Origin of the sequence: Pseudomonas sp. KK18 (assembly GCF_037094675.1) — a bacterium.
Taxonomy (GTDB): Bacteria; Pseudomonadota; Gammaproteobacteria; order Pseudomonadales; family Pseudomonadaceae; genus Aquipseudomonas.
On record NZ_CP146605.1, the window covers coordinates 4,649,088 to 4,668,904 of the forward strand.

19 protein-coding genes are annotated in these 19,817 nt (G+C 63.4%); 4 read left to right on the plus strand and 15 right to left on the minus strand.

Annotation, left to right across the window (positions count from 1 at the left end; translation table 11 throughout):
* Positions 1 to 246: 246 nt before the first annotated feature.
* From V6607_RS20975 to V6607_RS21005, 7 genes are read right to left on the minus strand one after another with little or no spacing between them, the layout of a single operon-like run.
* The gene (locus V6607_RS20975) at positions 247 to 1,569 is read right to left on the minus strand and encodes a FliI/YscN family ATPase (RefSeq protein ID WP_134326971.1); all 1,323 of its coding nucleotides are present in this window, start codon (positions 1,567 to 1,569) and stop codon (positions 247 to 249) included.
* Positions 1,566 to 2,144: a FliH/SctL family protein gene (locus V6607_RS20980; RefSeq protein ID WP_134326972.1), complete on the minus strand. Its 579-nt coding sequence runs from the start codon at positions 2,142 to 2,144 to the stop codon at positions 1,566 to 1,568. The genes V6607_RS20975 and V6607_RS20980 overlap by 4 nt, the downstream gene beginning before the upstream one ends.
* Positions 2,137 to 2,754: a hypothetical protein gene (locus tag V6607_RS20985; protein ID WP_003208324.1), complete on the minus strand. Its 618-nt coding sequence runs from the start codon at positions 2,752 to 2,754 to the stop codon at positions 2,137 to 2,139. Before V6607_RS20985 ends, V6607_RS20980 begins: the two co-directional genes overlap by 8 nt.
* A complete protein-coding gene (sctJ, locus tag V6607_RS20990; RefSeq protein WP_003208326.1) occupies positions 2,751 to 3,533 on the minus strand; it encodes a type III secretion inner membrane ring lipoprotein SctJ in 783 nt (260 codons plus the stop codon). The genes V6607_RS20985 and sctJ overlap by 4 nt, the downstream gene beginning before the upstream one ends.
* Before the next feature lie 4 nt (positions 3,534 to 3,537).
* Positions 3,538 to 3,975, minus strand: a complete 438-nt coding sequence (locus tag V6607_RS20995) for a hypothetical protein (RefSeq protein WP_003208328.1) — start codon at positions 3,973 to 3,975, stop codon at positions 3,538 to 3,540.
* A gap of 9 nt (positions 3,976 to 3,984) precedes the next feature.
* Positions 3,985 to 4,215 (minus strand): hypothetical protein, encoded by a 231-nt coding sequence (locus V6607_RS21000; RefSeq protein ID WP_003208330.1) that lies wholly within the window; start codon positions 4,213 to 4,215, stop codon positions 3,985 to 3,987.
* Positions 4,216 to 4,246: 31 nt separating this feature from the next.
* Positions 4,247 to 4,813: a type III secretion protein gene (locus V6607_RS21005; protein ID WP_102369493.1), complete on the minus strand. Its 567-nt coding sequence runs from the start codon at positions 4,811 to 4,813 to the stop codon at positions 4,247 to 4,249.
* A 48-nt stretch (positions 4,814 to 4,861) separates the two neighbouring features.
* On the opposite strand from V6607_RS21005, the gene V6607_RS21010 reads away from it, so the two are divergent.
* Positions 4,862 to 5,626: a tetratricopeptide repeat protein gene (locus V6607_RS21010; protein ID WP_134326973.1), complete on the plus strand. Its 765-nt coding sequence runs from the start codon at positions 4,862 to 4,864 to the stop codon at positions 5,624 to 5,626.
* Between the two features lie 617 nt (positions 5,627 to 6,243).
* On the opposite strand, the gene V6607_RS21015 is transcribed toward V6607_RS21010, so the two are convergent.
* The 7 genes from V6607_RS21015 to V6607_RS21045 form a co-directional block, all read right to left on the minus strand.
* Positions 6,244 to 6,624, minus strand: a complete 381-nt coding sequence (locus V6607_RS21015; RefSeq protein WP_003207261.1) for a hypothetical protein — start codon at positions 6,622 to 6,624, stop codon at positions 6,244 to 6,246.
* A 14-nt stretch (positions 6,625 to 6,638) separates the two neighbouring features.
* Entirely contained in the window at positions 6,639 to 7,919 is a 1,281-nt protein-coding gene (locus V6607_RS21020) for a type II and III secretion system protein family protein (RefSeq protein WP_003207263.1), read from the minus strand.
* The gene (sctV, locus tag V6607_RS21025) at positions 7,916 to 10,054 is read right to left on the minus strand and encodes a type III secretion system export apparatus subunit SctV (protein WP_134326974.1); all 2,139 of its coding nucleotides are present in this window, start codon (positions 10,052 to 10,054) and stop codon (positions 7,916 to 7,918) included. The genes V6607_RS21020 and sctV overlap by 4 nt, the downstream gene beginning before the upstream one ends.
* Positions 10,051 to 10,386 (minus strand): tetratricopeptide repeat protein, encoded by a 336-nt coding sequence (locus V6607_RS21030; RefSeq protein WP_087694813.1) that lies wholly within the window; start codon positions 10,384 to 10,386, stop codon positions 10,051 to 10,053. Before V6607_RS21030 ends, sctV begins: the two co-directional genes overlap by 4 nt.
* The gene (locus V6607_RS21035) at positions 10,386 to 10,742 is read right to left on the minus strand and encodes a hypothetical protein (protein WP_003207269.1); all 357 of its coding nucleotides are present in this window, start codon (positions 10,740 to 10,742) and stop codon (positions 10,386 to 10,388) included. Before V6607_RS21035 ends, V6607_RS21030 begins: the two co-directional genes overlap by 1 nt.
* A gap of 28 nt (positions 10,743 to 10,770) precedes the next feature.
* Positions 10,771 to 11,664 (minus strand): FHA domain-containing protein, encoded by an 894-nt coding sequence (locus tag V6607_RS21040; RefSeq protein ID WP_134326975.1) that lies wholly within the window; start codon positions 11,662 to 11,664, stop codon positions 10,771 to 10,773.
* 115 nt (positions 11,665 to 11,779) lie between these two features.
* Complete coding sequence (locus tag V6607_RS21045; protein WP_003207273.1) at positions 11,780 to 11,941, minus strand: hypothetical protein; 162 nt, start codon at positions 11,939 to 11,941, stop codon at positions 11,780 to 11,782.
* A 563-nt stretch (positions 11,942 to 12,504) separates the two neighbouring features.
* Between V6607_RS21045 and V6607_RS21050 the strand changes: the two genes are divergently transcribed.
* Both V6607_RS21050 and V6607_RS21055 read left to right on the plus strand, forming a co-directional pair.
* The gene (locus V6607_RS21050; RefSeq protein ID WP_134326976.1) at positions 12,505 to 15,723 is read left to right on the plus strand and encodes a type III effector HrpK domain-containing protein; all 3,219 of its coding nucleotides are present in this window, start codon (positions 12,505 to 12,507) and stop codon (positions 15,721 to 15,723) included.
* Between the two features lie 72 nt (positions 15,724 to 15,795).
* Positions 15,796 to 16,248: a winged helix-turn-helix domain-containing protein gene (locus V6607_RS21055; protein ID WP_177028595.1), complete on the plus strand. Its 453-nt coding sequence runs from the start codon at positions 15,796 to 15,798 to the stop codon at positions 16,246 to 16,248.
* An 848-nt stretch (positions 16,249 to 17,096) separates the two neighbouring features.
* On the opposite strand, the gene V6607_RS21060 is transcribed toward V6607_RS21055, so the two are convergent.
* The gene (locus tag V6607_RS21060; RefSeq protein WP_134326977.1) at positions 17,097 to 17,957 is read right to left on the minus strand and encodes a Dyp-type peroxidase; all 861 of its coding nucleotides are present in this window, start codon (positions 17,955 to 17,957) and stop codon (positions 17,097 to 17,099) included.
* Between the two features lie 159 nt (positions 17,958 to 18,116).
* Between V6607_RS21060 and V6607_RS21065 the strand changes: the two genes are divergently transcribed.
* On the plus strand, positions 18,117 to 19,742 hold the full coding sequence (locus V6607_RS21065; protein WP_008432465.1) for an NADP-dependent glyceraldehyde-3-phosphate dehydrogenase: 1,626 nt from the start codon (positions 18,117 to 18,119) through the stop codon (positions 19,740 to 19,742).
* The last annotated feature ends 75 nt before the right edge of the window (positions 19,743 to 19,817 follow it).

The following is a 19,817-nucleotide window of genomic DNA, read 5'->3' on the forward strand; positions in this document are numbered from 1 at the left end:
ACGCCATCGCAGCCTCGCTGAAGCTCGACAGCTCCCACACTGGAGCTTGCTGCGCTTTCGGACTCATGCCAGCACCTGGCGCATGCGGATCAAGGTGTGCATGAAGATCAAGTGTGGGAGCTGTCGAGCCCCGGCGAGGCTGCGATAGCGGTGGGTCAGGCAACATTGATGTTGGCTGTGCTGACGCCATCGCAGCCTCGCTGAAGCTCGACAGCTCCCACACTGGAGCTTGCTGCGCTTTCGGGCTCATGCCAGCACCTGGCGCATGCGGATCAAGGTGTGTTCGGGGCTGCTGGGTTCGTCGGCGCTCTGGCGCAGGAAGGCTTCGATTGCCCCATGGCGGGTGATCGCTTCGTCGGCCAGCGGGTCGCTGCCGGCGGAGTACTCGCCGACGCGGATCAGCATTTCGATCTCGCCGTAGCGCGCCATCAATTCACGGATGCGCATCGCCAGGCGCTTGTGTTCGTCACCGGCGACCTGCTCCATCAAGCGGCTGCGGCTGCGCAGCACGTCCACCGCCGGGAAATAGTTGCGCTGCGCCAGTTCGGCGCTGAGGGCGATATGCCCGTCGAGGATCGAACGCGCTTCCTCCGCCACCGGATCGCTGGCGGCGTCGCCTTCGGTGAGCACGGTGTACAGCGCGGTGATGCTGCCGGCAGGGCCCGGGCCGGCGCGCTCGAGCAACTTGGGCAAGGTGGCAAAAAACGACGGCGGATAACCGCGGCGGGTCGGCGGTTCACCCACGGCCAGGCCGATTTCGCGCTGGGCGCGGGCGAACCGCGTGAGGCTGTCCATCAACAGCAGTACATTGCGGCCCTGGTCGCGGTGGTACTCGGCCAGGGTGGTGGCGACAAATGCCGCGCGCACCCGCTCGGCGGCCGGGCGGTCGGAGGTGGCGACGACAGCAACGGTGCGTGCGCGGGCCGTGGCGTCCAGTTGCACGTCCAGCAGTTCGCGCACTTCCCTGCCCCGCTCGCCGATCAAACCGATGACAATCACATCGGCCTCGCTGTTGCGGATGATGCTCGCCAACAAGGAGGATTTGCCCACACCGGGCTCGCCGAAGATGCCCATGCGCTGGCCCTGGGCGAGGGTCAGCAAGCCGTCGATGGAGCGGATGCCCAACGCCATGGAGCGCACGATCAATTGCCGGGAGAACGGGGCCGGTGGCTCGGCATGCAAGGGGTAGGTCTGCAGGTTCAGGGTTGGCGGTACACCGTCACCGTCGAGAAACTCGCCCATGGGGCTGATCACTCGCCCCAATTGCGCATCGCCCACGGCCACACCCAGGCTTTCGCCGGTGGCAGTGATTTGCGTGCGGGTCGACAGGCCTTCCATGGAACCGATGGGCGACAGGATCGCTTCGTCGCCATCAAAACCGATCACTTCGGCGCTGAGGCTGCGACCACTGACCGGGTCGCGCAGATGGCATAGCTCACCGATGCTCGCGCCCGCCACGCTGGCCCGCAGCAACACCCCGCGAATGCTCAGCACCGTGCCCTGCATCGGACGCAAGCGGGCCTGGGACAGCCGCTCGGTCAGGCGCGGCAGCAGTTGATCGAGGTTCATGCCACGCCCTCTTCGGCAAAGGGCAACAGGCTGCGGCGCAGGCTTTGCAGTTGCGCCTCCAGCCCCAGCTCAACCGAACCCGCCGGGCTGCTCAGGCGGGCCTGGCCGGCGCCCAGTTGCGCATCGGCCTCCACGGCGATGCCGTCCTTGAGCAACTGTGGGCGCAGGGCATTCACTTCGGCGGGCGGCACCCACAACGTCAAGGCCTGGCCCTGGCGAAACGCGCTCAGGGCCTGGCGTGTACAACGCACCACGCGGTCGGTGTCATCCAGTTCGCCGAGTACTTCACGCACGATGCCCAGGGCCAGGTCCGCCAGCGACGCCTCAAGCCCGGCCAGGTAATGCTGGACCTCGGCCTGGGTTTCCAGCATCAACTGTGCAACCTGTTCGGCACCTTCGCGGCGCGCACTTTCAAAACCCTCGGCGCGGGCGGTGTGCAGCCATTGGTCGCTGTCGGCCTTGATCTGCTCGGCGTGCGCCCTGGCGGCTTGCACAAAGGCAAAGCCATCGGTCCATAACGCCGCTTCATCGGCGCGCAAAATCCGCGCGGCTGGGCGGCTGGGTAATTCACTCATGGGCAAGCTCCTCGGCGAGTAACCGGGCGGCGACGGTCTGGACGATCTCCAGGTCGCGGGGCAAGCGCCCGCTGTAGCCCTTGGGTGCGACAAACCGCAGGGGCAGCCAGCCTTGCAACTCGGCAGGCTGGGCTTGCAGCCAGGCAGCGACACAGGTGAGGCCATCGCGGTCGATGGCGTCGATCAACTCGGCGGGCTCGCGCAGCAGGTCGGCCGCGCCGCCCAACTGCCGGTGCGCGAGGGCAAGGGCAAAGGCTTCCTGGCCAAGGCCCTCGCGCAATTCATTGACCACTTCGCGGCGGATCTCCCGGCTCAGGGTCGAGCCATGCCAGATCGCACCACACAGCCTGGGCAGACGCGCAAATTGCGCCGGGCTCAGCAGCAGCACCGGCAAATCAGCGGCGGGCGGCGTGACCAGATGCGCCAGCGGCGCCAGCTGATAATGGCTGGCCAGCAGTTGCTCCAGCCGCGAGCGAAAACGCGGCTGCCCATGCAGGGCTTGCAGCACCTCGACCGGCAGGCCTTCGCCAAAACACTCGCCAAGGCTTTGCTCGCGCACAAACTGCAACGGCTGAGCGATCAGCCCCTGCCAACGCTCAACCAGGCTCATTCACCCTCCTTGAGCACATACAACGCCTGGGCCTGGCGCCGCGCCCATTGCTGGCGGGCCAACACACCACCCGCGCCGAGGGCGAGCAGCAGCAAGCCACCGAACAGCAACCGCGCCTGGTTGAGGTTGTCTTCCAACAGCCACAGGCCCATGAAACGCGCGAGTCGCGGTTGCGCCGGGTTCTGGCTGATGGACACCGCGGCCTTGATCGCGGTCACCGACACACCGTCATAGCTCAGGCCGGAAATGCCGTTGGCAACCAGGGTCTTGATCTGCGGAATCAGCGTGTTGATGTCGGTGCCCGGGTCGTAGCGCACCAGCACCGAGGCCGACGACGGCGAAATCACCCGCTTGAGCAGGTCATTGTCCGGCAGCACCACGTGCACCCGCGCCGAGACGATGCCGTCGATCTGCGACACCGAGTGGGACAGTTCTTCGCTCAAGGCATAGATCATCTGCGCCCGCTCCTGCACCGGCGACGACACCAGGCCATTGCCCTTGAACACCTCGCCCATGTTGGAAAAGCTCTGCTGCGGCAGGCCGGCGTTGTCCAGCAGGGTCATGGCCTCGGCGAAGCGCTGTTCGTCGACCACCACTTTCAACTGGCCGTTGTCCTGCACCTTGCGCGTCGCCGGGATGCCGTCGCGCAGCAGCACCGCGACCATGGCGTTGGCGTCGCGCTCGCTGAGGTTGGTGTAGAGGTCCATGTCGCAGGCCTGCAAGAGGCTGGCGAGCACGCCGATCAGCAGCAGGCGCAGGGCACGATTCGGGCTTGGCATGGCGTTATTGACCCTTGAGCAGCGTGTTGGCGGAACCGGAAATCTGCGTCGCACCGCGCACCACCATCTGGGTTTCGATGGAGTAGTCGAACATCTTGCCCAGTGAATGGACGATCTGGTCGACCTGCTGCTCGGCAACTTTCTTGCCCGGTTCTGCGGTGGGCGAGGCACCCGAGGTGCGGATATCCGCAGCGGCCACTTGCGGCGGCGCCGAGGGGTTATTGGTGAGCAAATCGGCGCGCTCGGAAAAGGTCCGGGAGCGGTCGATAAAACTGTTCAGGCGCTCCATCAGCCCCGAGCCGATCTGATGGGGGCTGGCGCCCTCGGGCATGCCCTTGGCCGTATTGGCCATGTGCTCGAACAGATTCTGCGAGGCCCCGGCGGGCCCCGCGCCGGCGGACGGCGGCAAGGCCGTGGCGCTGGCAGCGAGACTGATGGTCATGGGTGCGCCCTACTCTTCGTCGTCATCGGACATGGCGTCATTCAGCATTTCCTGGGCCTTGGGCATGATGATGAATTGGCCGCCGATGGTGACCGCCTGGGTGATCAGGGCATCGGTGAATTCGGCGTCGGTCATCTCCGGTTTATCGGCGCTCTTGGCGTTGTCCACCGCGGCGTTGAACTTGGCTTCAGGGCTGGCGCCACCGGGGGCGAGGTTGCTGTCTACGGCGGTTACGGACATGGTCATGCTCCTTTACTGGGGTTGGGGTGAATCAAGGGGTTTCAGTGCTCACCTGGGCGCCGCGAAACACCCGCACGCCGTGCTCGCGCGCCACCACCGGCGCGGCGGCCTTGGGCTGCAGGTGATCCACATGCTGCTGGACCAGCGCCAGGTACGGCGGCGGCCCGGAGACGAAGACTTCATCGCCCTCGGGGCCGTTACGCATCGATAACTGCTGGCCGAACACATCGAGGTTGTTCAGATAGGCCTGCAACTGATCCAGGTTCAGGGCGTTGGCCTTGAACAGCCTGGTGGTGATTTCATCGCTGGCATTGAGGTACAGCAGGTTGCCGTCGAAATACCAGGTCAGGCCATTGGTGCTGCACAGCGTCTGCAAAAACTCCCCGGCGGTGGCTGCACGCACGGTGCTGCGGGCCTTGCCGCGGACCTTGTCGGAGAGCACCAGCGGGATATCGAGGTTGTGGCCGAACTCTTCGAGGGCGGCGCGCACGTCCTGGTCCACCAGCACATAGGCGTAGGGTTTGGCGAACCATTCGGGTTCTTCGTCGGCGTGGGCGATCGAGGCACCCAACAGCACCGACAGACATAGGAGCGCCATGGAAAATATGCTTACATGACGTCCGCCTTCGCCCAACGAGTTGTGACGATGACCAAACACTTTTTGCTTGCCGGCAGCCTGTTGCTGGCTGCCTGTTCCAATACTGCGCCGAGCGATTCCGACCGCTCGCTGAAGCTGGCCGACGACCTGAACAAACGCGGCGACTACGCCAGCGCGGCGGCGCTGTACGAACGTGCGGCCCAGCAACCGGGCGCAAGCATCGACTTGTGGCTCAAACTCGGCCAGGCACGGCTCGACGGCAACGACGCGGTCGGTGCCGAGCGCGCCTTCCAACAGGCCCTCGGCCTTCAAGCCCACAACGCCGACGCCCTGCTGGGACTGGGCACCGCGCAACTGCGCCTTGGCAAAAGCCAACGCGCCGTGACCGCCCTGGGCCAGGCCGCCGAGGCCAGCCAGTCGCCGGTCGCCTACACCCGACTGGGCATTGCCCAGGTGTTGAACGGCCAGGCCGTCGCGGCACAAACCGCGTTCGCCAAAAGCCTGAGCCTGCAACCCGACGACCTCGACAGCCGCTGCAACCTGGCCCTGGCCTACGCCCTTGGCGGCCAGGCGCAGCAGGCCTTGGACACCATCGCCCCCGTCACCCAATCGCCCCGCGCGTTGCCACGGCATCAGCGTAATGAGTTGTTGGTGCTGGTGTTGGCGGGTTACGAACAACGGGTGGCCAGCTTGCCGCTGGACGATATTCCGGCCGCTGAGCGCGCACGCCTGATCACGGAAGCCAACCGCATCAAAGCCATCAGCGATCCGATTGCGCAAGCGCGGGAATTGGGGCTGGTGGATACGCACTAAATCCAACTGCTTTTGATCTTGCTGTTGCTGTTGCACTGCTTTTGATTTTGATCTATCAGGCCCCGTCAACCACGATGGCCGCAAGCAGGCACGGTGGAGCGGGTAAATCGGCAGGGAAGCCGATTTAGCCGCGCCGGGCCATGGATGGCCCGCCGCGGCGGCCCGCGGAACCGGGCCGGAGTGCGGGCATGCCGAGCCTAGGCGAGGCACCGAGTGGTGGGGCAAAGACCTTTTGGTTACTTTTGGGGCGTTTGCCAAAAGTGACCCGCTGTAAGAGCGGAACCCTAAGTGGCCGTTACCGCAGGAATGGATATGTACGCGGTAAGCTTCAAGATCCGGGTCGCCTATCAGTCCGCTTTCGCGAGCAAGCCCGCTCCCACATTTGGATGGTGGTGTTACAGATGGATCTGCTGGGTCTGGAATACCGCTATCGCAGGCAAGCCAGCTCCCACATTGGGTCTGTGGTGTGACAGATGGATCTGCTGGGGCTGGAATACCGCTTTCGCGAGCAAGCCCGCTCCCACATTTGGATGATGGTGTGGCAGATGGATCTGCTGGGCCTGGAATACCGCTATCGCAGGCAAGCCAGCTCCCACAGAGGACATGTGAACGCAGGTTCATTGCTCCGCTCCCGGAGCGCCCGCCTTGGCCTCTTGCTGAGCCTGACGCCGCTGCAACTGCTCCCGATCAAACCCCTCGATATACACCTGCGCCGCCCGCCCAACCGGCGCCGCCATCGCAGGCCCCGTCGCCCGCCCCTGATTCAAATCCTGGCGCTGCTCCACCATCTGCATCAAATTCAGATTGTTGGCGCAGCCCAACGGCAAGGTCGCCTTGAAATCCTCGTCCAGCCCAATCTCATCCTTGGCCGGCGGCTGCTGGCACTGGCTTGGCACCCCGTCCGCCTGATACTGCGGCGAGTAATACACCGGCGCCAGATGCGTCTTGCAGCCCACCACCAAGAGGGGCAAACACATCAACAAACGCGAAACTTTCATGCCATGCCCCCTCATCAATTCATGTAGAAACCAAACGCCCCACCACTGCGCGGCCCCGCCGCTGCGGCGGTCGCAGGCTGTGCATCCAGCGGCGTGGCCAGGGTGCGACTGCGCACCGGCTCCACCAGGTACGGCGTAATCAAAATCACCAATTCGGTTTCATTGCGCTGAAAACGCTTGGAGCGAAACAGGTTGCCCAGGATCGGCAAGTCCCCCAGCAACGGCAGCTTCTCGATGTCCTGGCTGCTCTCACGCTGGAACAAACCGGCAATCGCAAACGTCTGCCCGCTGCCCACTTCCACCCGCGTATCGGCGCGGCGCACGCTGAACGACGGCACATGGAAATTGCCAAAATCCACCGTGCCGCCACTCACCACACTGCTGACCTCAGGGCGCACTTGCAGGGCGATCCGGCCGTTGGGCAGCAGCGTCGGGTTGAACAGCAGCGACACGCCGAACGACTTGTATTCGATCCCCACCAGGTCCCGATTCACCGGCACCGGGATCGCCACTTCGCCGCCCGCCAGGAAGCTCGCGGTTTGCCCGGTCATGGCGGTGATGTTCGGCTCGGCCAGGATTTGCAGGATCCCGTTGGCCTGCAACGCGTCGAGCATGCCGTCGATATTGGTATTGCCCGAGCCGCTGCCCGCCGCCGCCAGGCCACCGGCGGTGGCGGCTGCCAGCGGTCCGCCGGTGATCAGGCCAAAGGAGAACGTGCCGTTGCTGAACATGGCGTTCCAGTTAACCCCGTAATGCAGCAGTTCCGAGCGGGACACTTCAGCGAAGCGCACACGCAAGTTGACCTGGGCTGCACCGGCGTACTCAGTGGTGTTGACCGCGCTCTGGAAGCCCTGGCCCTGTGGGTTGAGCAAGGCATTCAAATCCGTCGCTTCTCCAACCGAACGCACCGTGCCCTTGGCGATCAATCGGTTACCGGCACCGCTGATCTGCGCGCCATTGCCGGGATGCAATTCCTGCATCGGCGCAGTCACTGCCTGGGTCGCGCTACTGACCGCCAGGCTCAGGCTGGCAAGCTGTTTGCCGTCGCTGCCGAGGGCAATCAGGCTGGTATTGCCCGGCGCCTTGCCGAAGATATAGATCACCCCGGGCGACACCACTTGCAGGTCGGCAATCCCCGGCTCGGCCACCAGTACCGACTCCACCGGGGCCACAAAATGCAGGATCCGGCCTTCACCGGAGGCCAGGTTGATAGACCCCTGGACACCGTTGGCGATGTCCTGGGCACTGCAGAAAAACGAGGTCAACGTCAGCAACAGCAGACAAAAACGGATCATGAGGCAGACGCCAGGGAAGTGACGGAAGCCGCGGCAGGTGCACGGCGGTTGGAGATATCGGTAAGGCTGATGGTCACCAGCGCTTGCAGGTTGTATTCGGTGGCCAGTTCGCGAAACGACAACACCGCCAGCTCCAGCTCACCGCGCAGTACCAGGCGCCGCAGGCTGCGGCGCAGTTCCGGGTGCACCAGCAATACCGCACTGTTGGCTTCAGTGGTTTTGTCGCAGGCCTGGCGCAGTTGGGCGAGCAACGCGCGGTTGACTTCCTCGGGGATCACTTCACGGCTGGGCTCCTGGCGACGCAGAGACGCACGCAACTGGTCTTCCAATCCCGGCGCCAGCACCAGGGCGCCAATCACCCGATTGCGGTCGGCGTACTGATGGCTGATCTGCCGCGCCAACCCTGCACGCAGGTGTTCGGCCAGGCGGCCGGCATCGGTTTCCCGGGCGCCCCACTCCACCATGGCTTCGAGCAAGGCCCGCTGATTGCGGATCGACACGCCCTCGCCCACCAGCAGGCGCAGGGTCTCGGCCACTCGCTGCAACGGCACCAGGCGCAGGGCTTCCTTGACCAGTTCGCCGTAGGTGGCTTCGGTGCGTTCGAGCAGCAGGCGGGTTTCCTGGATGCCGAGGAAGTCCGCGGCATAGCGGCGCAGGCTGCGTTCCAGCACGCCACGCAAGACTTCGTCCGGCAGCAGGAAACCGATGCCGGCGCTGCGCAGTGCGTCTTCGTGCTGACGCTCGATCCAGTGCGCGGCACGACCGTTGAGGGGCGAATCGGCTTGCAGGGTGGCGATGTCCAGCAACTGCACATGCACCGGATCGTCCTGCAACAGCAGGCAGTTGATCGGCATCTCGCCCTCGCTGACGGGTACGCCTTCCAGTGACACGCGGTAGCTGCCCGGCGTGGCCTTGGCGTCCATGTGAATGCCCGGCACCGGCATATCGACGCCGAGGTCGCTGCGAATGTCGTGACACAGCGCTTCGATGCGTTGGCTCAGTAGCTGGCGCGGGGCGCTGAGGGCCAACGCACTGCCGAGGGTCAGCAATACCCGAGTGTCGGGGGCCACGCCATAATCCTGCTCGGCCTGCACTTCAACCACCGGTTCCAGGGTCTCGACCAGCGCTTCAGGCTCTACCTGGTTTTCACGGGTATGACGACGGTACATCACGAAGGCCGCACCACCGAACACCAGCGACAACCCGAGGAACACCCAGGTCGGAAAGCCCGGTATCACGCTGACGCCCACCATGATCAATGCGGTCAAACCGAGGGCGCGGTAGCTGGCACCCAACTGCTTGAGAATCTCGCTGCCGAGGTCACCCGCTTCGCCGTCGCTGTTGACCCGCGTCACCACGGTGCCCGCCGCTACCGAGATAAGCAGCGCCGGGATCTGTGCGATCAAACCGTCGCCCACGGTCAGCAGCGAATAGGTGTGCACCGCCGCGCCGAAGGCCATGTCGCGCTCGATCATGCCGATCAGCATGCCACCCAGCAGGTTGACCGCGAGGATCACCAACCCGGCAATCGCATCGCCCTTGACGAACTTCATCGCCCCGTCCATCGCGCCGAACATCTGGCTCTCGCGCTCCAGGCGTGAGCGCCGGCGGCGGGCTTCGGCCTGGTCGATATCGCCGTTGCGCAGGTCGTTGTCGATGCTCATCTGTTTGCCGGGCATCGCATCCAGGGTGAAGCGCGCCGCCACTTCCGCGACCCGCTCGGCGCCCTTGGTGATCACCACGAACTGCGCCACGGTGATGATCAGGAACACCACCATGCCCACCACCACCTGGCCGGCAATCACGAAGTCACCGAAGGCCTTGACGATATGGCCAGCGTCGCCGTGCAGCAGAATCAAGCGGGTGGTGGTGATCGAAAGCGACAGGCGAAACAGGGTGCTGAGCAGGATCAGCGGCGGCAGCGCGGAGAATTCCACCGAGTGGCCGATGTAGAACGCCACGATCAGGATCAGGATGCTCAGGGCGATGTTCAAGCCGATCAGCATGTCCACCAGGTAGGTAGGCAGCGGGATGATCATCATCACGATCGCCATCAGCATGAACGCGACGATGATCACGTCGGTACGCTGGGCGGCCATGCGCGCGATGCCGTTCAGGCGATTGAGCAGGTTCATGGCGCGGCTCTCCGTGCAGCGAGGTAGCGTTTGAAGCACTGGCGCGCTTCGTCCTTGCGTTCGCCGTACCACAGCGCCCGGGCACGCAGCAGCAACAGGCTGGCAGACTCACCCTCCAGCGCGACCAGCCGATCCAGGGCCGCGAGTGCGCGGGTGAAGTCGCCGCTGTCGGTGAACGCCAGCACCAGCGAGCGCAACAGTTGGCCATCGTCGGGCGCGACACTCACGGCAATCAGCAACATCACCAGCGCGCGCTGGGACTGGCCGTTGCGCCGGTACAGCTCGCCAATGCCCTTGAGCAATTGCACCGCGTCGTCGTTGTCCCGGGGCATCAGGCCTGGACCTCCGAGCGTTGTTGTTCGAGGGTGCGGCGCATCTCGATTTCCTCGCTGATCAGGTCATGGGCCAGCGCCTTGATCTGCGGCTCGGCGTCGAGATTCGGCAACAGGTGCTGCATCACGTGTTCCAGCAGTTCCAGGGAACGTGCGCTGCCGAACAGCAGCGAGTCGACGCCGGCGGCGCTGGTGAGTTCTTCCAGGTCACTGCGCAGGGAGCGGCGGGACTGGACCTTGCGGGTTTTCAGCAACGCTTCGAAAGCCGTGGCCTGGCGCGAGTTGACCGGGCGGATCGCCTCGACCGGCGCGCTGCGCACGTCACTGGGAATCAACGGACGGGGTTCGACTTTCATCCCGGGGCCTTAGCTGAAAAAAGCAGCGTCATAGGGTGAAGGTGAAGCGTTCTTCGCCACGGGCGAGGATCACCTGGTTGTTCTCGATGCGCTCCAGTACCCAGTTGTCCGCCAGGGCCGCGCCGGGGTACAGGCGCTTGCCGCTGTCATTGATCACGTAGGGGTTGGCGCCGAACCACACGGCTTGAAAGCGCACCCGTGGCCGGGCCGCATCTGCACGCACGGCAACCCGCGGGTTAAGCACGATCTGCTGGCCGTAACGCTGGTCGAAGGCTTGTTGCAGGGCGACCCATTGAGGCTTTTGCGCGCGCTCAAAGGAGCCGACGGCGTTGAGTTGGCCATCGATGTCGTTGACCTTCACGGCGTCCAGGTGGGCGGCCTGCAATTGCCCTTCGAACCAGGCCTTGGCCTCGGCACGGGAAGGCTTGGCTGCGGTTGTTTCGGCAACCGGCATTACGGTTTGCGCTTGCGGTGGATCGTTGCGAAATGCCAGGGCGCCAGCGCACACAAAGAGCAACGCGGTGGCGATGATCCAGGGCGTTAACGTGCGTGTCCTCGCAGGGATTTTTTCAGGGCTGCCCGGCAGCGCCAGGCTCACACCCGCCGTGCCGATACGCAGTTGCAGCGGCAGCCGCGCGCGATGGCCGCTACCTTGGGGAATACGGATATCGCCGGCAGTGCCGGTGATCAGTACATCGCCGCCGAGGGCCTCGACGGCCACCTGGGCCCCTTCAAAACGCAGGCGCAGGTGCAACTCGGCAATCCCGGGATCGCTGAGCTGGAGGTCGGCCGCCAGGGCGGCGCCAAGGGTGTAGACCGGCTGGTCGAGCATCAGGGAACTGCCCTGGTGCAAACCGTGGGTCACAAGCAGGGTCGGCGCGCCGTTCGCGGCGGGCAGGCCCAGGGAAATCAAGGCTGTCATGGTTGGGTTTGCCCCCTTGAGAATCACAGGCCGCAACGACGCCTGTGCCGATCAACAACGGTGCAACGGGGTAAGGCAGGTATACGGGCAGCGCCGGCGCTGCCCGCATGGCGAATCAGTTCTGCGGACGCTGTTTGGTGGCGTCGAGCTCTGCTTTTTTCGCGGTGCTGATCTCGGTGATCTTGGCCGACTTCTCGATGGCCATGTTGAAAGTTGCTTCCATCTTCGCGATAGCGTCGTCGGCGCCGCCTGCACTTACTGGTGGAGTAGTAGCCATGTTCAATCTCCTTGCATCGATAGGGAAGTTAAGCCGCATGCAAACCGAAACAAACTCCCAGCGTCAGACAGTGAGTTGGCAATGCAGCCGTCGGTTTGCATGGGAACCATACTACTCACGAACAAAACGCCTTCGCTGTGAAAGCTTGTGAAACGTTCATGGCAGGTGCTGTGAAAAATCCGGCTCAACGTGCCGTTGAGAAAATCTCATCGCCGCGCGGGCGTGGAACTTTTGTTAAAAAACCAATACACGACGAGACCCAATGTTTACGGGGGCACAACCTGAAAAACGAACCCACTCGAACAATTTACGAGCCCGTTACCCCTGGGTAAAAACGTTGGTCACTCAACAATTCCAGAAAATAAATCCGACAACTTCACACTTTTAACTAATAGCCATTTGCCCAACTTTGCAGATATTTCCATTTGTAACAAAACCGACTTGATCATCGCGTTTGATAGCTCGGCGCGGGTTAACCCAATAACACTTCGCAACTTTCGCCCGCCCCAGTTAGTGCACTTGCACTAAATATCGACTGATATAAAACAACTTCCAGGTGATCTATGACTGCGATCCCGAATGGCCTTGACCCTGCCGACAACAAAGGCCCGGATGGCTCCCGGAGCACGTTCGAAAAAGCCCTGTTCACCGCCGTCGACAAGCCGGTATTCGACCCCTCGAAAATCCGCGGGCCGTCCATTCCGCTGCCGTACCAGAACGTGCAGGCACCGGTGAACAACAGCATCACCTACACCCCGCTGGGCAGCGACAAACCGGTGACCCTCAAGCAGATCGACAACCCCAGGCTGTTTGAGCAATTGGTCAACCAGTACAACGCACAGCAAAGCGACGCGACCCTTGAGAAGAATCTGGCCGACAGCAAAGGCGCCGGCTACAAGGAGGCAGACGCCAGCACCGTGGCGCCTGGCCTGGGCAACTACAAGGCGATCGGCAGTACCACCGAATTGGGCCCGGGACTGATCCGCTACGAGACCAGTGCCGGCGACAAAATCGTGGTCAGCCAGAAGGAAACACCCGCGCTGTTCGCCCAGGTCAGCGGCGACTCGGCCAAGCTCTTTGCGATCAATGCCAGCCAGGCCGAGGGCTACCGCCTGGCCGGCCCCATGGAAACCATGGACCCGGCAGCGAATATCGGCCCGCCCGAAGAAGTCGGCCCGGGCCTGATTCGCTATACCACGGCGTCGGGCGACAAGGTGATCGTGTCCCAGGACATCACCCCCGCGCTGTACGACCAGGTGGCCAAACTGTATGCCGGCAGCACCGGCGCGGCGGGCGCCTCGGACACGTCCTGGATCGACACCTCATCGTTTGGCGTGTCGGGTGCCAAGGACTGGGACACCATCACCGGCAACACCAGCGGCACGCCGACCAAGGAAGAACTCGACCTGAACCGGCCCAAGGCGGCCGCGCAATTGCTCTCGCAAAACTGGGACGCCTGGGGCCTGCATGGCGCGCCGATCGACTTCGCCAACCCACCCACGACACTCCCCCCCGAGGCTCAGGCCGTACTCAAGTACGTGGCCAGCAGCCCGAGCCTGATGGCCGCGCTGGATACCGGCGGGCGTGGCAAGGCCGACAATGTGATCACCCATTCCGATGTCGACCATTTCATCGACAACGCCGGCAAGGACCTCGGCGCCGCGTCGAAATCCTATGGCAGTTTCCTCGGCAGCAAACCCGGTGACCTGGCCAAGGCGAATGCCAAGTCGGCGGCAATCCTGATGGCCAATGAGAGCCTGGCCGCTGGCGCAGGTCCGGCGATGCGCCCCGGTGACGCCAACCAGCGCAGCAACGACGGCATGCTGCGCAGCGACAACCTGCAAGCCTTGGGCAGCGATTCGGCCCTGAGCACCGAGCTGACCGGCTCGGCGGCCATGTGGTCCAGACCCGGGATGTTCCACGCCCTGGAAACCGGCGGCGACAACCCCGCCACCGGCAAGTCGGACGGCATCGGCACCCGCGACAACATCGGCGCCTGGCTCGAAAAACAGGCACCGAAAACCGACAGCGACACCCTGACCTTCCTCGACGGTGCCGCCACTCGTGATGCCGTCGCCGGCGTCGACACCTCGGGCCTGACCGCCGACATCCTGGCCAACCCGCAGAACTACAGCGGCGAACAGAAAGCCGCGGTGCTGGTGCAGTTGACCGATGCACAAACCCGCCTGCTGGTCAGCGACTACGTGCCCCACGCCGGGTTGATGGACAAGTACACCTCGCCCCACTACGGCCTCAACCCCAACGAAGACAAAATCAAGGCACAGCTGCAAAGCGGCATCGAAACCCTCTCGGCCGACCCGGACGTGCAAGGCTTCCTGCAAAACAATCGCGGCCCGGCACTGGCCGACATCGTCGACAGCAACCCGGCGATGAAAGTCGCGATGCAGAACTACTACACCGACGACATCGAGACCGGCAAAAACCTCACCGACAATCTCAACGCCAAGGACCAGAACGGCAAGCAGATCGACATGGGCATGGGCCTGCAAAACGCGGCCAACGATACGACCATCGCCAACCTGGCGCTGGGGGGCAACGGCCATGTGGACCTGACCGGCATCGCCGACAAGGCCGGGCAAAGCGACAACATCCAGCAGTACTACAAAAACCAACTGGTGACCGGCAAGGCCTTTACCGACGCGGTGGCCGGCGGTATGGACCCCACCGTGGCGGCCAGCAGCTTCGCCGCCAGCACGGCCTCGGCCCAGGCCTTCCTCGGCGACAAGGCCTCGGCGGATGACGCCGCCACCTTGCAGGTGAATTTCAACGAAGCCCTTGGCGACGCTCTGCTCGGCGGCGCCACCACCGACACCCTGAACATCACCCTGGGGGACGGCAAGGGCAACTTCGACGAAGCCAAGGTCACTGCCGCGATCAACGACGCCCAGCAAAAAGATCCAGAGATGTTCGTCACCTCGGATGGCGGCAAGATCGACCCGGCGCAAGTGGTGTCGATGCTGCGTTCGGTATGGGACATCGGGCGCCAGGGCAACAAGATCGCCGACGCACTGCCCAAGGCCATCGAAGGCATGAAGTTCGGCGACGTCAGCCCGGCATTCAAGCAAGGCCTGTTGCACATCGGCAGCGCAGTGCTGATGAGCGGCGTGCTGATGGCCCGTTCGGCCAGCGGCAGCAACACGCCGGTGGCGGACGCGAACCGGGTATCCGCCGGGCTGCAATTTGCCGGGTTGTTGATGGAGGGCGGCACCAAATACGCCAAGGAAGCGGGTTACGGCATCACCTGGGTCAACCGCCCGGATGGCGGCACCATCGGTGACTTCCCCGGCAAGGTGCCGGTGGGCAAGGGTCCGCTGAGTCCGCAGCAAATCGCCAACCTCGGTGCGGCCGGCAAGATCATCGGTTCGGCGGGCGGGATTATCGGCGGTGTGATCGGGGTGATTGGCGGTGTCGACTCGTTGAAAAAAGGCGACTACCTGAGCGGCAGTTTCTCGGTGGCCACCGGCGTGCTGGGTACGGGTGCGGCGGTGGCCGGGTTGGTGGAAGCCGGGGCAGGGTTGTACGGGGCCACGGAAATCGGCGCGGTGGCCGGGACCATCAGCGGGATCCTCGGCGGGGCAACGGCGATCCTTGGCGGGATCGGCAGCGCGTTCCTGCCCTTCGCCCTGGCTGATGCCCATGGCAAGGCGCAGGACGCGTTCTATGGCCAGCTTGCGCCGGTGCTCAAGCAATACGGCTTGACTGGCGGGCCTACGGAGCCGGGTGATTATCCTGAAGACCCGATCCCGGCGATCAACACCTGACCTTCCCTTGCAGCCTTGCGCGAAGGGAGCCGCGCGAGGTTGTGTTTTTGAACATGCACAAAGGTTAATCACATGACGTATTCACACCGCGGCCACCTTGAAGACAGCGCTATTGAAATCCACTTTGGCCCTTATCAACTGCTGCCCCGACGTCATCTGCTGCTGAAAAACGGTGAGCCGGTGAGCCTGGGGAGTCGGGCCCTGACGTTGCTGATTGCCCTCGCTTCGCGGCCTGGTGAGCTGTTGGAGAAGACCCAATTGCTGGACATCGCCTGGCCACGGTTGGTGGTGGAAGAGTGCAACCTGCGGGCGCAGATCAAGGCGATCCGCCGGGCGTTGGGGGATGATGATTCGGTGTATATCGCGACGGCGACGGGCCAGGGGTATCGGTTTGTTGCGCCGACCTGGGTGGAGCGTGGGGCGCAGAAAAAGCCGGTGGTGTTGGGGGTTTATAGTTGTCGGCGTTGTTTGGGGGATGAGGTGAGGCCGATGCGCGGCGTGCGGCAGGAGAGGCTTAACAGTTGAGGGGGGGATTTGGATCGGGGGCATATCCATTATTTGGGTGATGGCTTATATCGGTTCCGCTCTTACAGCGGCTCACTTTTGAACAGCGCAAAAGTAAGCAAAACGCTCTTGCCCCACCACTCGGCACCTCGCTTAGGCTCGGTGTGCCCTCACTCCGGCTTTGGACCGTGGGCCGCCGTCATGGGCCATCCCTGGCCCAGGACGGCTAACCTGGCGTCCTGCCAGGTTACCCACGCTCCAAAGCCTGCGTTCGGCCAGCGTGGTTTAACGGGGCGCCTGAGATCAAGATCAAAAGCAGATCAAGAGCACAGCGGCCTACCGGCCGGCTTGAGTGTTAAATGCAAAATCAAAAGCTAAAGCGGGCACGGTCCACTGTAGGAGCTGGCTTGCCGGCGATGGCATCACCTCGGTGTGTCTGGAAGACCGAGTTGCCTGCATCGCCGGCAAGCCAGCTCCTACAGAAAAGCAGCTCTGCTTTCGCTCTGGCTTTTGCCTTTGCTTTTAACACGCAGGTCGGCTTTCAGGCCGCCGTGCTTTTGCTTTTGATTTTGATCTGCGAGCCCTGTCAACCACGATGGCCGCAAGTAGGCACGGTGGAGCGGGTAAACCGGCAAGGATGCCGGTTTAGCCGCGCCGGGCCATGGATGGCCCGTCGCGGCGGCCCGCGGAACCGGGCCGGAGTGCGGGCATGCCGAGCCTAAGCGAGGCACCGAGTGGTGGGGCAGAGACCTTTTGGTTACTTTTGGCTGGGCCGGCATTCCGGGCGTTTGCCAAAAGTGACCCGCTGTAAGAGCGGAACCATAGGCGGCCGTTACCTAAATAATGGATATGTACCCCGAACAAAAACCTCAGCGCACCAAGCTCAAATCCACCCGCCCATCACGCACCGGCGGACACCAGTAATACCCCCCAGTCAACGGCTTGCTAATGCGATACAACCCATCAACAATCCCATCCTCAAGCCCACTCATCCGCCGCAGTTGGGCTTCAAACGCATCAAACGAATGCCCAAACGCCAGGAACATCAACCCCGCCTGACCATTCTCGGCCCATGGCATCGACCGCCGCACCACAAACGCCTCCGGGGTAAAACTCTCCTGAGCCGTACGCTTGGTGTGCGCCGACTCCGGCGCGTCCTCCAGCTCCTCGTTATCACCATGGCGCCGACCAATAATGTGGTCCCGCTCCAGAGCCGGCAACGCCGCAAACCCATCCAGATCATGCTGCCACTGCTGGATCGCCGCAAAACTCGCACCACCCTGCGCCACCGCAGCCTCCACCGCCGCATCATCATGCGGATTCTCAGTGCCATCCTCATAGTCGGTCAGATCAAACCCGGTCTTGTAGCGAAACCCCTCGGTCATCTGCACCAGACCAAACCCCGGCGCCAGGGCCTTCTCGAACGCCCGGCTGCGCAACAGCAACTCACCGCGATCCACACCGTGCAACCAGACCCACAGCGCCTGCTGGGTCGACGGATTCTCCGCCCGCGGCCCGCTCACATGAGGGAACGCCCGCAACCCGTCAATCCGGGCGCCAAGGGCATTGACCAGCGGCTCACCAAAACCGACCACCGCACTGGCGTCCACCAACTGCACCAGCGCATCCAGTGCGGCAGGCACGGCATCCAGCGACTCAATGGCAAAAAACAGATGGCGTGCCTGCAACGGCACCGGTGCGGCAAGAATGCCCGGCTGGTACTGACTCATGTGAACTCCTTCAAGAAAGCCGCGCAGTTTACCCGGCGAGCTCACGGTTGTGCTCAAGGTTTTCCAAGGTTCGCGGGTTAATGCGTCTAGCCCTTGCCACACGGGGCGTTGATGGGTGAATCTCTAGTCACGTTTTGCAACCACTCCAGGGGTAGCGACATGACCACCGACAACCTGCTCGCCCAGCTGTTTCCCACTGCCGCCGAGATTCCCGAGCAATTCCGGCTCGCGGCGCCCATCGAACAACGTGATTACCTGGTCGGCGGCCAGTTGCATGTGTGGAACGGCCCCTTGGCCGAAGTGCGCAGCCCGGTGCAGTTGCGCGGTGCCGACGGTGACACGCCGGTCATCATCGGCAGCACCCCGCTGCTGGACGCCGACACCGCCTTGACCGCCCTCGACGCTGCCGTGGCCGCCTACGACCGTGGCCAGGGCGCGTGGCCGACCATGCGCGTGGTGGATCGCATCCAGCATGTCGAAGCGTTTTTGCGGCGTATGCGCGAACAGCGTGACGCAGTGGTCAAGCTGCTGATGTGGGAGATTGGCAAGAACCTCAAGGACTCGCAGAAAGAGTTCGACCGCACTTGCGACTACATCACCGACACCATCAACGCCCTCAAGGAACTCGACCGCCGCTCCAGCCGCTTCGAGCTGGAACAGGACACCCTGGGGCAGATCCGCCGGGTGCCACTGGGCGTGGCGCTGTGCATGGGCCCCTACAACTACCCGCTGAACGAGACCTTCACCACGCTGATCCCGGCGCTGATCATGGGCAACACCGTGGTGTTCAAGCCGGCCAAGCTCGGCGTGCTGCTGATTCGCCCGTTGCTGGAGGCGTTTCGCGACAGCTTCCCGGCCGGCGTGATCAACGTGATCTACGGCAGCGGTCGCGAGACGGTCAGCGCGCTGATGGCCAGCGGCAAGATCGATATCTTTGCGTTTATCGGCACCAACAAGGCCGCCAGCGATTTGAAGAAACTGCACCCGAAACCGCACCGGCTACGCGCGGCGTTGGGCCTGGATGCAAAGAATCCCGGGATCGTGCTGCCGCAGGTCGACCTGGACAATGCGGTCAACGAAGCTGTCACCGGTTCGCTCTCGTTCAACGGCCAGCGTTGCACCGCGTTGAAGATCCTGTTTGTGCATGAGGATGTGGTCGACAGCTTTATCGAGAAATTCAACCGCAAGCTGGCGACCCTCAAGCCTGGCATGCCGTGGGAAGACGGTGTGTCGCTGACGCCACTGCCCGAGCAGGGCAAGGTGGATTACCTCGGCGGCCTGGTGACCGACGCACTGGCCCATGGCGCCAAGGTGGTGAACGAGAATGGCGGCGCCAGCCGTGGCTCGTTTTTCTACCCGGCGGTGCTGTACCCGGTGAACCCGCAGATGCGCGTGTACCACGAGGAGCAGTTCGGTCCGGTGGTGCCGATCGTGCCTTACCGCGACCTGGAGACGGTGATCGACTACGTGCTGGAGTCGGACTTCGGCCAGCAACTGAGTATCTTCGGCACCAGCCCGAGGGAAGTCGGGCGCCTGGTGGACGCGTTCGCCAACCAGGTGGGCCGGATCAACATCAATGCCCAGTGCCAGCGCGGGCCGGACAGTTTCCCGTTCAACGGGCGCAAGAACTCGGCCGAGGGCACGCTGTCGGTACATGATGCGTTGCGGGTGTTTTCGATCCGTACCCTGGTGGCGACCAAGTTCCAGGCGAGCAACAAGGAACTGGTCAGTGACATCCTGCAGGAACGCACGTCGAGCTTTCTGACCACTGACTATATTTTCTGAGCCCGATACCGATCTAAAAATGTGGGAGCGGGCTTGCTCGCGAAAGCGGTGGTTCAGTCACCGGATGTATTGACT